The following is a 13,069-nucleotide window of genomic DNA, read 5'->3' as shown; positions in this document are numbered from 1 at the left end:
CCAGCTTGCCAGGGTGGCGGTTTCATCCTTGCCCTGTACAGCGAGTTGGCGGGTGAGGTCGCCTTCACCTTCAGCGATTTCCTGCAGGCCGTTGGCAACGCCGCGGATCGGCCGGACGATAACGCTGGCGAAGCTGGCGCCGACGATCGCGAAGACCACGGCCAGCGCGGCGGCGATGATAGCGATCAACCAGGTCAGGCTCGCGGCTTCGGCCATCACCTCGTCACGCTTGATCAGGCCGATGAACCGCCAGCCCAGGCTTTTAGAGGTGACGATGTTGGCCATGTACGGCACGCCGTCGATCTCGATCTGAGTAGCGCCATCGCTGCTCTTGGCCAGTGCTGCGTAGTTGGGACCGAGGTCGGCCAAGGGTTTGAAGTTGTGCTTGGCGTCGGCGGGGTCCACCAAGACGTTGCCGCTGCCTTCCACCAGCATCAGGTAGCCACTGTCGCCCAGCTTGATGTTCTTCACCAGTTCGGTCAGTTGCTTGAGCGACACGTCCAGGCCCACCACGCCAACCAGCTTGCCGCTGGCATCGGCGACGGTGTGCACGATGCCGATCAGCGACACGTCGTCGGGGGCCCAGTAATAGGCATCGGTCTTCACGGTAGTGCCCGGCGCGGCAACGGCAGCCTTGTACCAGGGGCGCTGGCGCGGGTCGTAGTTGGAGATTTTCGGATCATCCGGCCAACTGGCGTAGCCACCGTCCGCCAGGCCCAGGGATAGGTAGGCGGTGGTCGGGTGGCTCTTGGCGAACCGATCGAAGATATCCAGCAGTTGTTTGTTGTTCTCGGTAAGAGGAATTTGCGCAGCATCAGCGCCGGAGTAGTTCTTCAGGTCTTTGGCCGCGACGATCCGCGGGTCCTTGGCGAAGAATTCAACGTTCTGCATGATGCCGTCGAAGAACTGCTTCATGCCGTTGTCGATCTGGCGGATTTCGCGGCCGCTGCTGTCCAGGAAGTTGGCTTGTGCCGCATCGCGCAGGTTCATCACCACGAGCACCGCCACCAGGATAACCGGGAGGCAGGCAATGGTTGCGAACGCCCAGGTCAGCTTCTGTTTGATATTCATGACTTCTCCCGCGGGTATTTATCGGTATTGGAACGGCGGAAACATTAGCGGTGAGCATTGCGAACTCTGGAACGGAAAGCGCCCATGCCTACATCCACGCTATCGACCAAGGTCGTATTCCCTTGAGAGCACCATTTGTCGGACGTCGTTAATGCCGATGGTTATGTCGCGGGAACACAAGCCGCTCCTGCGGTTAATCCGCAAGATGGCATGCTCCGGGCTTTGCGCCGGCTCCCCACCAGATCGCCTTCCTGCATCCGAGGCCCCATGCCAAGCGCATTCGAAAGCGTACTCAAGAACAAGAACATGGCTTATCGGCCCCAAGGGACTGCGTCGGTCAGCCAGGCGCCGGTGCGCGTCGCGTTTGTGCTGATGGACAACTTCTCGATGATGTCCTTCACCGGAGCGGTGGACGCACTGGTCACCGCCAACCTGATGAACGACACGCCACTGTATGAAGTGCTGACGGTAGGCGCTTCGGGCGGGCAGGTGACGAGCGACCTGGGAATCGTCATCTCAACCGATCTTGAGCTGGCGCAGTTGCCGGACAACCTGGACGTGCTGATTGTCGCCGGCGGCTTTCGCGTGAAGCTTGCGGGTACGCCATTACTGCGGCGCAAGCTGCGCGCCAATGCGGCTTGCGGGGCGTTGTTGGGCGGGTTGTGGAATGGCGTGTTTTTCGTGGCCGAGGCGAACCTGCTCGACGGTTTCGAATGCGCGGTCCACCCGGAAAGTCGCGCAACGATGGCTGAGATGTTCCCTGGCGTGAAAGTGTCAAGTCGCGCTTATGTCGTGGACCGTGAGCGGGTCAGTTGCGCGGGCGCCAACAGTTCGCTGCGCATGATGCTCCAACTGATCCGCCGCACGGGCGGGGAGACGCTGGTGGGAGCCATCGAAGAGATCCTTCGCTGCGATGAGTCAGGGGATGACGCCTCGGACCTGCCGCCAATCTTCGTCGAGACGGACCCGACGCTGCCGGAAAGCCTCAAGCTGGCGCTGGAACTGATGTGGCAGAACGTCGAGGAGCCGTTGACGATCGATGAGCTGGCGGCGTGCGTCAAGGTTTCCAAACGCCAGCTGGAACGGCGGTTCTGCCGGTTTCTCGGCGCGACCCCGACGCGTTATTACCTGGAGCTGCGCCTGACCCGTGCACGCCAGCTGATCCAACAGACCAACCGGTCCGTCACCGAGATCGCCGTCGCGACGGGTTTCGTCAGCTCACCGCATTTCCAGCGACGCTTCCGGGATTTTTTCGGCGTACCGCCTGGCAGCTATCGCTCGACGTTTGGACGCAAGCAGATATCGCCGTGAGCCTTGTCAGGCGGTACGCATTTTCTGAACGAAGTACAAGGCGATACAACCCGTGGCGCACAGCCAGATAATCGAGCCGCAGGCGGCCGTTATCACGGAGAAGTCAGAGTCGAGCTCGACCATCCCCGGCACGGCGTAGGCGAACCAAAGCAAGGAGATGAGGACATAGGCCAGGGACGACATCAGGAGTTCGAAGATCTTTCTTGCGTGCATTGCAATTCCCCGCCCGTCGTAAAAGACGGGTGTTCAAGCTATCGGTCAGGTTGGCTTTTTTTCTGTCTGGGCAGAAATAAAAGAGTCTTAAGGCAGCGGATGGCGAGCGGTTGCGAGCCTCGTCGATCAACTGCACAGACATTCCATGTCAGAAAGCTTCCAGGAAACGGCTTTGGTTCAGCCCTGGTCGTCCAGCAGATTTTCGATTGGCACTTCTTCCATTTGCGAGGCGGTCAGGGTAGTGCCTTTGCAGAGCACCTTGCCCACTTCGCCAGCGATCGAGCCCTCGACGATGCGGCCCTGCATCTGGTCGAAATCAGCCTTTTCCAATCCCTCGACGCTGTTATACATGCCCATGTGACGGACATTGCGACTGGCGCAATCAAGTTCAAGCTTTGTGTAATTGGTGAAATAGGCACCGGTTCTTTTTACCGTGGCCTGTACAGCCGAACCACTTTCAACGAACGAGACGATGGCGTATTCGGCATTCGAATCATCGTAGCTGTACTGAATTTTATGTACGTCCGCTGCGGCTGGGTAAGCGGTCAGGACGGCGACCAGTGAAACAATCCTTTTCATTTCTTTCTTCCGTGATTGGCCTGCAACAAAGAATGATGGCCAAGTGAGATCATTCTGCTTGGCTTGTCGGCCCGAGTCAACATTGCAAGATGATGACAAAGTTGACCGTTGGTCGGGCGGCGACGATCGTGCGGAACTTTAATCTTTTGATACATAACTCGCAATGGAAGGAACATAGTCCACCAGCAACGCGACGACAATTGCGCCTGCGGAAATCAAAAACAGCAGCCCATGATGCCCGCCGCTGGCGTTGAACAGCGCCGAATACGCAAAACCCGCCACCGCCTGAAATGTGGCGAATGAAACGGTCGCCCGGCTCCAGGCGACTTGCTGGCCATGATGGTTCGGTACCAGTTCATGCACCCGGGCCAGGGCCAGCGGCACGATACCCGGTGGGAACGAACCGATGACCACAGCCAGCAGCGCCAACGCCAGGAATGAATGGGCGGTCGCCAGCAAGACAAGGGCAGTCGCCTGCACGGCCAGCACCCATCGGATGCTTTTGCGCGCGCCCAGGTGGTCCGCCAGGAAGCCATAGGTCACCGGGCCGATAATCGCCCCCAAGCCGTACATCACCCATACCAGCGCACCGACATGGGCGCCGGCCTCAAGGCCGCGGGCGACATAGTCCACCAAAAACACCATCGCCGGGACCAACCCCGCCGCCATGAATGCGTACTGTGCAAACAATTGATGGACGGCGCGGGGCATGGGTGCTTTTTGCGGGTCATGTTTCACGCTCACGCCTGCCTGGGGCAGATCCTGCGGCCAGCCGAACCAGCTCAGCCCGGTCAGGACCAGTGACAGCACGCCGAGCCCGAGCCAGGTGGCTTCGAGGCCGAGGCTCAACAGCGGCGGCACAAGGGTTCCGGAGCCGGCGATGCCCAGCCCGATGCCCAGGAAAATCGCGCCACTGGCCAGCCCCCGGCGGGCGGCAGGTACATGGGGCAGCACGGTGGCCGCCACCAGCACCATGATCGCGCCGCCGGCGATGCCCGACAGCAATCGCCAAGCGAAATACCAAGCCACGGACACAGGAAAGGCACAGGCAAAAAACGCGGCCGTCACGGCCAGCATCATCAGCCGCAAGGCGTTTTTATGGGACAGTCGACGGGCCATCGGCCGGCCGAGCAGGGCGCCGATCAGGTATCCGACAAGGTTGGCGGCCCCGAGGTAGACCACGTCGCCGGGGCTGAACCAATGCGCTTGGATCAGCGGCGGAATCAAGGGGGTATAGGCGAAGCGCGCCAGGCCAATGCTGACGAGGCTGGCACAGAGGCCAGCGAAAATCGGTAGCCAGATGCCCGTGGAAGGTGAAGCGAGCGCCGCGGATGATGTACGCATGGTAGCGATCCCATAGAAGGTTTATGGCGCCCAGCATATCGGCTATCGTTGTTGCGTTTATGCAGCGATTGCGCGGCGCAGCGATGCAATTCTGCATCGATAGGAGGACGGATGAATTGGGACGATGCGCGGGTATTCCTGGCGGTGTGTCGGGAGTCGACCCTGCGAGGCGCGGCGCGTGTGCTGGGGGTGGACCAGGCGACTGTGGGCCGGCGTATCGCCGCGTTGGAGAAATCCCTGAGCGCCGCGCTGTTTCTGCGCACACCCGACGGTTATGCCCTGACGTCAATGGGCGAGGCCGCGCTCAGGTCCGTGGAAAAAATGGAGCAGTCGGCCCTGGAACTGGAGCGTCGGATACAAGGACTGGACGATCGGCTGATGGGCAATGTGCGCGTCTCCACGACTGATTCATTGGCGATCGACTTCCTGATCCCGGCCATTGCCCGCCTGCACCAACGTCACCCGGACGTGCGCGTGCAGTTGGACGCCTCCACGCAGATCATCAGCCTGGTCAAGCGCGAAGCGGACGTTGCCGTGCGCAACACCCGGCCAGAAAACCCTGACCTGATCGCACGGCGGATCGCGCGCTGGCCGGTGGGGTTGTTCGCGGCGCGCGAGTATGTCGATGTCCATGGGGAGCCGACGCCGGGCAGCGCGTTCGAGGGCCATGACCTGGTTGTCTACCAGCCGTATTTGCAGGCGCAAAAAGATTTTACCCTGGTCGCCGAGCCGGTCAGTCGCGGGCGGATCGTTGCCAGCCTGAGTTCGAGCCTGTTGGTGCGTCGCTCGATTGCGGCGGGTATCGGAGTGGGGGAAATCCCGGTGTACATGGGCGAACGCGACGGGTTGGTGCGCCTATGGCCTGAGCGCACGCGACCGCTGCCGTACGAGGTCTGGCTGGTGACCCATGCGGACTTGCGCCACACGGCGCGGGTGCGGGCGGTGATCGATGAGATTGTCGCGGCGTTTTCCCAGGAAAACGAATAACGCTGGATAAGAGAACCTGTGGGAGCGAGCAAGCTCGCTCCCACAGGATGTCCCGCACACTGGCCTCACGGCATTTGCGGCAGTTCCTGCGGCCGCAGGTCAAATACCAGCACTTCGGCATCCTGGCCATTGCCCAGCGTCAGTACCTGTTCCTGGCGCACCCGCACGCCATCGCCTTCGTGCAACGGCACGCCATTGAGCTCTACGCTGCCCCGGGCCACGTGGACATAGGCATAGCGATCGGCAGCCAACGTCAGCGTGGCGCTTTCCTGTCCGTCGAACAGCCCGGCATAAACCCGCGCGTCCTGGCGAACGTGGAGCGATTCCTGGGCCCCGTCCGGCGAAATGATCAATTGCAGGCGGCCACGTTTCTGCTCGGTACTGAAATGTTCCTGCTGATAACGCGGCGTGGCGCCCACCACGTTGGGCACGATCCAGATCTGCAGGAAATGCACCGGCTCGTCGGCGCTGTGATTGAATTCACTGTGCGCTACGCCACTGCCAGCACTCATCAATTGCACATCACCGGGGCGAATGACCGAACCGGTGCCCAAGGTGTCCTTGTGCTCCAGCGCCCCTTCGAGCACGTAGGAGAAAATCTCCATGTCGCGGTGTGGGTGCTGGCCGAAACCTTTGGCGGCGGCGACCCGGTCGTCGTTGATCACCAGCAGGTCGGAAAAACCCTGTTGATTGAGGTCGCGGTAGCTGGCGAACGAAAAGGTGTGGAACGACGTCAGCCAGCCGTGACGGGCAATACCGCGATCAGAAGCTTTGCGAAGGGTCAGCATTGAAATTCTCCTGGTTCAGTGGGCGGTGGCCGTGGCCGTTCGCCGGGTTCAGAAGAAGGTTAATGGTTATCGGATTGTTCAATAAGCAGGTGAATAGGGAAATACTGTCCGTTGTGAGTGGACAATCTCGCAGCGGGCGCTTCGCTTGGTCATAATGCCAACCGATGATCCTTGTGCAAGCGAACAAGCTCGCTCCCACAGGGTCCGGCATGTTCTTCTCGATCTTGGCGTCTTCCCATGAAAACCGTAGCAATGGCGCTGTTCCCCGATTTCCTGCTGCTCGACATGGCCGGGCCGCTTGAAGTGTTTTCCATCGCCAACCGTTTTCTTGCACCCGACCAGCACTATCAGTTGCTGACCCTGGGCACCGAGCGAGGCCCGTTGCGGGCGTCCAACGGTGTGACTGTCCATGCCGATATCCATATCGATCAGGCCTGGGCCGCCTACGACGTACTGCTCGTGCCGGGTGGTCCCGGTGCCTATAACGACCGGCACCCGGGCTTGCACACATGGTTGCGGGCGGCGGCGCCAAGGGCCACCTGCTATGGCTCGATTTGTACCGGCGCGTTTGTGCTCGGCGAAGCGGGGTTGCTCGATGGACACCGGGTTACCACCCACTGGCACTACACCGAGCGCTTGATCCAGCGTTTTCCCAAGGCATTGATCGAGACCGACAAAATCTTCTTGCGCGACCGACGGCTGATCACCTCCGGCGGTGTCACGGCCGGCATCGACATGGCCTTGGCCATCGTCGCCCAGGACCACGGCCGCAAAGTCGCGCTGGACGTCGCCAAAGTGCTGCTGGTGCTGATGAAGCGCCAGGGCGGGCAAGCGCAGTTCAGCCCGCTGGTGGCGACCGTGGCGGCCCAGGAGTCGGCGGTCACGCGGGTGCAGAACCACGTGATGGAGCATCTGGAGGAGCCCTTCACCGTGGAACGCATGGCGGCGGTCGCGGCCATGAGCACCCGGCATTTTGCCCGGCTGTTTGTCCGCGAAGTGAAGATGACGCCCATGGAATTCCTTCAAGGGGCGCGCATCGATCGGGCGCGTCAGTTGCTCGAATCCACCGACTTGCCGCTCAAGACCGTGGCGTTTCGCAGTGGCTTTGGCAGCGTGCGGCATATGCGTCAGCTGTTCAGCGAAAAGCTTGGCCTGACGCCGATCCAGTACCGCCAGCAGTTCAGTTGAGCCTCGGGTGTCCGTCCAGGGCACCGTGATGTCCGTGATGGGGCCTGTGCCAGCATTGTTATCGGGCGCAGGGCTGCCAAGATTACCGCGAACCCTCTGGAAAGGATGCGCGAGAGCCAGGGCAGACGCGTGCGGCGCTTCGCAACGACATGCCTGGACCGGTCATCTGGCGCTGGATCGCTCATGAACAGTTTCGTCAAACCCTGCACCGGGCCAACGGTGTGCTTTGGCCCGTTCGTCTTTCACCGACAGCAGCGGCTGGTCTCTCGCGAAGGTCAACCTCTGGCATTGGGCGGTCGCGCCCTCGACATCCTGCAGATACTGGTCGCGCACGCCGGCGCTTTCGTCAGCAAGCAAGCGCTGATCGACCAGGTCTGGCCCGACAGCGTGGTCGAAGACATCAATCTGCGGGTGCACATCGCCGCGCTGCGACGGGCCTTCGGCGAGACGCGCGAAGGCAATCGCTACATCCTCAATCATCCTCGCCAGGGCTACTGCTTTGCGGTGCCCCTGACCCTGGAATCCGTGGGCGAGTCATCGAGCGCGGAGCCCTCCGAACGGCACAATCTGCCCGCCCGGCTGAGCCCGGTAATCGGTCGCGACAAAATCCTGGGCCGGCTGTTGGTGGAAGTGCCGCGCCAATCCCTCACCACCGTCACCGGCCCGGGTGGCATCGGCAAGACCACCGTGGCGTTGCGGGTGGCGGAACTGTTACTGGAGCACTTTGCCGATGGCGCCTGGTTTATCGACCTGGCCGGCATCGGCGACCCGGCGCAGGTTGCGCTGCGGATTAAGCATGCCCTGGGCCTGGCGGACGGTTGCCTGGCCCAGCAGCTGCAAGCCCGTCGGATACTGCTGGTGCTCGACGGTTGTGAACAACTGATCGATACCTGCCGGGAATTGGCCTTGACGTTGCGCGCAGGGGCGCCTGGCGTATCACTGTTGGTGAGCAGTCGGGAAATCCTCAACCTGGCCGACGAAAATGTCGTGCAACTGTCCGGTCTGGGGATGGCGTCGGCCGATGAGTCCGATTATGTACTGGGGTGCCCGGCGGTGCAGTTGCTGGTCGAGCGAGTCGGCGCCCGCCAGCAGGGTTTCCAGCCGGGAGAACGCGACCTGGCGGCCCTTGCGCAGATCTGCCGGCGCCTCGACGGGTTGCCGCTTGCCCTGGAACTGGCAGCGGCCCAAGTCAATGTGCTGGGCGTGGCCGGGGTCCTGGAGCAGTTGGACCATGGTCTGTCGCTGCTGAGCCACGGACGTCGAACCGCCGTGCCTCGCCACCGTAGCCTGGAAGCTGCCCTGGATTGGAGCTTCGAGCGCTTGAGCCACGATGAGCGAACGGTGTTCCAACGCCTGGCGGTGTTCGAAGAACGGTTCAGCCTCAAGACCGCCCTGGCGGTGATCAGCTGCCCTGAAGTGGAAGCGGGACGATTGCCCTGGTTGTTGTCGCGGTTGGTCATCCAATCATTGGTGATGGTTGAGCAACGCGCCGAAGGGACGCGTTTCCATCTGCTGCGCACCACCCGCGCCTATGCTTTGGAGAAACTGCGTCACAGTGGGCAGTGGCCGCTTTGGCATCGGCGTTACGCACTGCAACAGGCGTGGCAAACCCGGTCAAGACCCGAGGTGCCCATCCAGCGTACGCAGCAGCGCGTCGGCTTGCTTTAGGTCGGGCGTGTCGAAGCCCTCATTGAAACGCCGATAGACGGGGCGCAGCAGATCCGCGGCGGCCTCATCCTGGCCACGCCGTTGCCACAGCCGCGCCAGGGAAAAGGCGCTGCGCAATTCCCACGCCAGCGCGCCTTGCTGCCGGGCGACGGCCAGGGCGGCGAGCAGTTGCTCTTCGGCTTGTTTTTCGGCCGATGGGTCATCCTGCGCCAACAGGGCTTCGGCGCTGGCTCGCAGGATCTCGGCGCAGCACCAGCCTGCGGCGCCGCTGTGGGCGCGTTCGATCTGCCCCGGTCCCACGGCATCCGCCCGCAGCGTCACGACGATGTCCTGCATCAAGCCGCTCTTGGTCGGGCAGGCCTCCAGGGACGCTCCATCGAACGCGTTCTCGTACTGGCAGGCCCACTCATGGAACAACATCACCGAATGCTTCCGGGCCTGGTGTTTCAACATGCCGAGCCGTTCCCGTGCGATTGAATGTTCACCGGTGTAATGGGCGATCAAGCAACCGCTGATCACCAGCGTGTAGCAAATCGAAAGACCGTGATTGATCTGCAGGGCAATCTGCAGCGCGAGATTGGCGGTGCGCCGGGCTTTATCGGCGAACCCTTGCAGCCAGAGGATGCGCGCCAGGATTGTCAGCGCCGCCACGCTCTGTTCGTACTGCACGCCAAAACCGTGGGTGAAGCGGCCCAGATGGCCGTTCTGGGCCAGGCGCTGGATGACCTGTTCGGCATCGCGCCGCGCCGCGCCCTGGTCGCCAATGAAATGCAACGCCAGCACCCGCAGGCGCTGGGTGCTCAGGGACAGCACCGGGTCGCCCGGGGGGCCCAGCCGGTCGAAGTCCTGGCATTGTTCCAGCGCCTGTTGGTAGCGGCCGCAACTGAGGTTGACGGCCATGTGGCCGGACACGGCCCGCAGCTCACCGGCCAGGTCGTGGCACTGCCGGGCCAGGCGCCGGGCCGTGACGAACGCCTCGACCGTGGCCGGCGTGCCGCCCTCGGTGTGGTAGTTGAGACTGGCGTGGGCCAGTTCCAGCGCAAGGGTCAACCTGGGGCATGGCGAGGCGGTGCCGTGCAGCAGGGCCCGGGCTTTGCTCACGTAAAGGCCATGTTCCTTGAGCAGCGACAGCTCCTGCCAGAGGGGCAGGCTACGGGCCGTCAAGCGGATCGCCACGGCGTGGGAGCCGTGGGCAGCCAGCCCCCGGTCCAACGCCGCACGGATGTCGTCTCGGTAGGACGCGTAGCGCGCGATCCAAAGCTGCGTCGGGGTGGTTTCCCAATCTTTTTCAGCCTGTTCCATCAACGTCAGGCAACGTTCGGCGTGTCGCGCCTGGCTCGCGGCCAGTTCGCCTGTCTCCAGCAGTTTTTCCAACGCGTAGCTGCGCGTGGTGTCCAGCAGGCGGTAGCGCACCTCGTCGTCACCGATCTCCACGTTGAGCAGCGACTTGGCGACCAACTGGCTGACCGATACCAGCACCTGGTCGGGCGCGACATGCTGGCCGACGATGACGGCCGCCGCCGAGGCGAGGTTGAAACTGCCCATGAACACCGCCAGGCGCCGCAGGCAGGTCTGCTCGCAGGCAGTGAGCAGCGCGAAGCTCCAGTCCAGCGTGGCGCGCAGGGTCTGTTGTCGCGGTGCGCTGGCGCGCTTGTCATGGTCGAGCAGTGCGACGCTGTCTCGCAGTTGCCGGCACAACTGCTCCAGCCCAAAGTGCCCGACCTGGGCAGCGGCCAGTTCGATGGCCAGGGGAATGCCGTCCAGGCGCTGGCAGATGTCGACGATCAGCGGCACCTCATGGTCGGTCAGCTCGAAGTCGTCCTGGCTGGCCATCGCACGTTCAGCAAACAGTTGCAGCGCTGGATATTCCAGGGCCGGATAACCTTCGATGACCATCCCCCGGGGTGGGATCGCCAGTGAATCGAGGCGCTGCACATGTTCGCCTTCGGCGCGCAGGCCTTCGCGGCTGGTGGCCAGGATATGCAAGTGCGGTGCGGCGCGCAGCAGCGTCTCGCAGAGCAGGGCCACGGCGTCGACCAGATGTTCGCAAGTATCGATCACCAGCAGCAGATGCCGTTCCTTCAGGGGCCGGACGACGGCTTCCAAGGGCTCGCCGTCTTGTGGCGACAGCTCCAACAGGGCGCAGAGGTTGGGCGCGATCATGGAAGGGTCATTGAGCGAGCCGAGGTCCAGCAGATACGCGCCGTCGCGGTAATGGCCGATCAGCCGCTCGGCGACCCGCAACGCGACGGTGGTCTTGCCGATGCCGCCGCTGCCGACCAGGGTGATGAAGCGTTTTCGCGGCAACTGGGCGACCAGGCTTTCCACCAGCCCCTGGCGCCCGATCACCCGGGTTCGGCGCGGCGGCAGGTTGCGCGCCAGGGCAGGGTGGGGGATACGTGCCAGTGGCTCGGGCGACTCGAAAGTCACCGGCGCGACGAAGCTGTAGCCGCGCTGCGCCACGGTGACGATGTAGCGCTGGCCTGCCTGTCCATCGCCCAACGCCTTGCGCAGCGCCGCCACGTGAACCCGAAGGTTGGTGTCTTCCACCACGCTCTTGGGCCAGACACGGGCGATCAGTTGCTGCTTGCTCACCACTTGGCCTGCGTGTTCGAGCAACACCAACAGAATCTCCACCGCGCGCCGACCCAGGCGCAACGGCTGCCCGCCCTCCAGCACCAGGCGCTGGCGGGGATGAACCCGGTAAGGGCCGAAATGCAGCGTCTTTTCGACGGGCAGGCTGAGGTACTGGCTCATGGCGAGCTCATTGTTCTGTTCCCTGGAGATGGCTGTACCTGAGCATATTCGTCAGGTTTTGTGACAAGCGCAACGGTGAACAGCCTTATCCAGAGCCATCGACAGATACAAATCCCCCCTACAAAAGCAATCTTCATTGGGGCTTTTAACACCACCGTCCCGAAAAAATTAACAACGTTTAACTCACGCACATACACCCCCTGACCGGACCATGGAGCAATCCACCCACCTCAAGGAGTCATGTCATGAGCACATTCATCACCCGCGACGGCACGGAGATCTACTACAAGGATTGGGGTACTGGTCAACCGGTGGTCTTCAGTCACGGCTGGCCGTTGAACTCCGACAGTTGGGAGGCGCAGATGATGTTCCTGGCGTCCAATGGCTACCGGGTGATTGCCCACGACCGTCGCGGTCATGGGCGTTCCAGCCAGCCGTGGGACGGCAATGACATGGACACTTACGCCGACGACCTGGCGGAGCTGATCGAACGCCTGGACCTGAAGAATGCCGTGTTGCTCGGCTTCTCCACCGGCGGTGGCGAAGTGGCCCGCTACATCGGCCGTCACGGCGCCGCCCGCGTCGCCAAGCTCGGCCTGATCTCGGCTGTCACGCCGCTGATGCTCAGGACCGCGGCCAACCCCGGTGGCTTGCCTGTCGAAGTCTTCGACGGTTTCCGCCAGGCCTCCCTGGCCGACCGTTCTCAGCTATACAAGGATGTAGCCAGCGCGTTTTTCGGCGCCAACCGTCCGGGCGCCAAGGTCTCCCAAGGCATGATCGACTGGTTCTGGATGCAAGGCATGCTCGCCGGCCACAAGAACACCTACGACTGCATCAAGGCGTTCTCGGAGACCGATCTTTCCGACGACCTGCGCAACATCGACGTGCCGACCCTGGTGGTCCATGGCGATGACGACCAAGTCGTGCCGATCGAAACCGCCGGCATCGCGGCCGCCAAATTGCTCAAGAACTCGCAGCTGCTGGTTTACCCGGGCGCGCCCCACGGCCTGACCGATACCCATAAGGACCGCTTGAACGCGGACCTGTTGGCGTTCATCCAGGGCTGACGCAAGCAAGCTAAGACCTGTGGGAGCGAGCCTGCTCGCGAAGGCGGTGGCTCAGCTTGCATCGATATTTGCCGTGCCGGCCTCTTCGCGAGCAGG

10 protein-coding genes and 1 pseudogene are annotated in these 13,069 nt (G+C 62.6%); 5 read left to right on the top strand and 6 right to left on the bottom strand.

Annotation, left to right across the window (positions count from 1 at the left end):
• Window positions 1-36: 36 nt before the first annotated feature.
• A pseudogene (locus J3P92_RS15815) lies at window positions 37-891 on the bottom strand (cache domain-containing protein); the annotation flags it as partial.
• Between the two features lie 447 nt (window positions 892-1,338).
• Between J3P92_RS15815 and J3P92_RS15810 the strand changes: the two are divergent.
• Entirely contained in the window at window positions 1,339-2,382 is a 1,044-nt protein-coding gene (locus J3P92_RS15810) for a GlxA family transcriptional regulator (protein WP_420765854.1), read from the top strand.
• 6 nt (window positions 2,383-2,388) lie between these two features.
• Here the strand turns inward: J3P92_RS15810 and J3P92_RS15805 are convergent, their stop codons facing one another.
• The 3 genes from J3P92_RS15805 to J3P92_RS15795 all read right to left on the bottom strand — a co-directional run bounded on the left by J3P92_RS15805 (window position 2,389) and on the right by J3P92_RS15795 (window position 4,518).
• The gene (locus J3P92_RS15805; RefSeq protein WP_434648180.1) at window positions 2,389-2,595 is read right to left on the bottom strand and encodes a hypothetical protein; all 207 of its coding nucleotides are present in this window, start codon (window positions 2,593-2,595) and stop codon (window positions 2,389-2,391) included.
• A gap of 177 nt (window positions 2,596-2,772) precedes the next feature.
• Window positions 2,773-3,174 (bottom strand): hypothetical protein, encoded by a 402-nt coding sequence (locus J3P92_RS15800; protein ID WP_434648178.1) that lies wholly within the window; start codon window positions 3,172-3,174, stop codon window positions 2,773-2,775.
• A 138-nt stretch (window positions 3,175-3,312) separates the two neighbouring features.
• Window positions 3,313-4,518: a YbfB/YjiJ family MFS transporter gene (locus J3P92_RS15795; protein WP_434648176.1), complete on the bottom strand. Its 1,206-nt coding sequence runs from the start codon at window positions 4,516-4,518 to the stop codon at window positions 3,313-3,315.
• A gap of 111 nt (window positions 4,519-4,629) precedes the next feature.
• Here J3P92_RS15795 and J3P92_RS15790 point away from each other — a divergent pair, with 111 nt between their 5' ends.
• The gene (locus J3P92_RS15790; protein ID WP_434648174.1) at window positions 4,630-5,505 is read left to right on the top strand and encodes a LysR family transcriptional regulator; all 876 of its coding nucleotides are present in this window, start codon (window positions 4,630-4,632) and stop codon (window positions 5,503-5,505) included.
• A gap of 65 nt (window positions 5,506-5,570) precedes the next feature.
• On the opposite strand, the gene J3P92_RS15785 is transcribed toward J3P92_RS15790, so the two are convergent.
• Window positions 5,571-6,293, bottom strand: a complete 723-nt coding sequence (locus J3P92_RS15785; RefSeq protein WP_434648171.1) for a pirin family protein — start codon at window positions 6,291-6,293, stop codon at window positions 5,571-5,573.
• A gap of 237 nt (window positions 6,294-6,530) precedes the next feature.
• Between J3P92_RS15785 and J3P92_RS15780 the strand changes: the two genes are divergently transcribed.
• On the top strand, window positions 6,531-7,481 hold the full coding sequence (locus tag J3P92_RS15780; RefSeq protein WP_434648168.1) for a GlxA family transcriptional regulator: 951 nt from the start codon (window positions 6,531-6,533) through the stop codon (window positions 7,479-7,481).
• Between the two features lie 183 nt (window positions 7,482-7,664).
• Window positions 7,665-9,149, top strand: coding sequence for an ATP-binding protein (locus J3P92_RS15775; RefSeq protein ID WP_434648165.1), 1,485 nt, complete (start codon window positions 7,665-7,667; stop codon window positions 9,147-9,149).
• On the opposite strand, the gene J3P92_RS15770 is transcribed toward J3P92_RS15775, so the two are convergent.
• Window positions 9,096-11,906, bottom strand: a complete 2,811-nt coding sequence (locus J3P92_RS15770) for an ATP-binding protein (RefSeq protein ID WP_434648162.1) — start codon at window positions 11,904-11,906, stop codon at window positions 9,096-9,098. The two genes, J3P92_RS15775 and J3P92_RS15770, sit on opposite strands and share 54 nt — an antisense overlap.
• A 245-nt stretch (window positions 11,907-12,151) precedes the next feature.
• On the opposite strand from J3P92_RS15770, the gene J3P92_RS15765 reads away from it, so the two are divergent.
• The gene (locus J3P92_RS15765) at window positions 12,152-12,973 is read left to right on the top strand and encodes an alpha/beta fold hydrolase (RefSeq protein WP_434559607.1); all 822 of its coding nucleotides are present in this window, start codon (window positions 12,152-12,154) and stop codon (window positions 12,971-12,973) included.
• Window positions 12,974-13,069: the final 96 nt, after the last annotated feature.

Source organism: Pseudomonas sp. D3-27 (assembly GCF_051132165.1).
GTDB lineage: Bacteria > Pseudomonadota > Gammaproteobacteria > Pseudomonadales > Pseudomonadaceae > Aquipseudomonas.
Note: the sequence above shows the minus strand (reverse complement) of the source record. Positions and strands in the feature narration are given on the sequence as shown.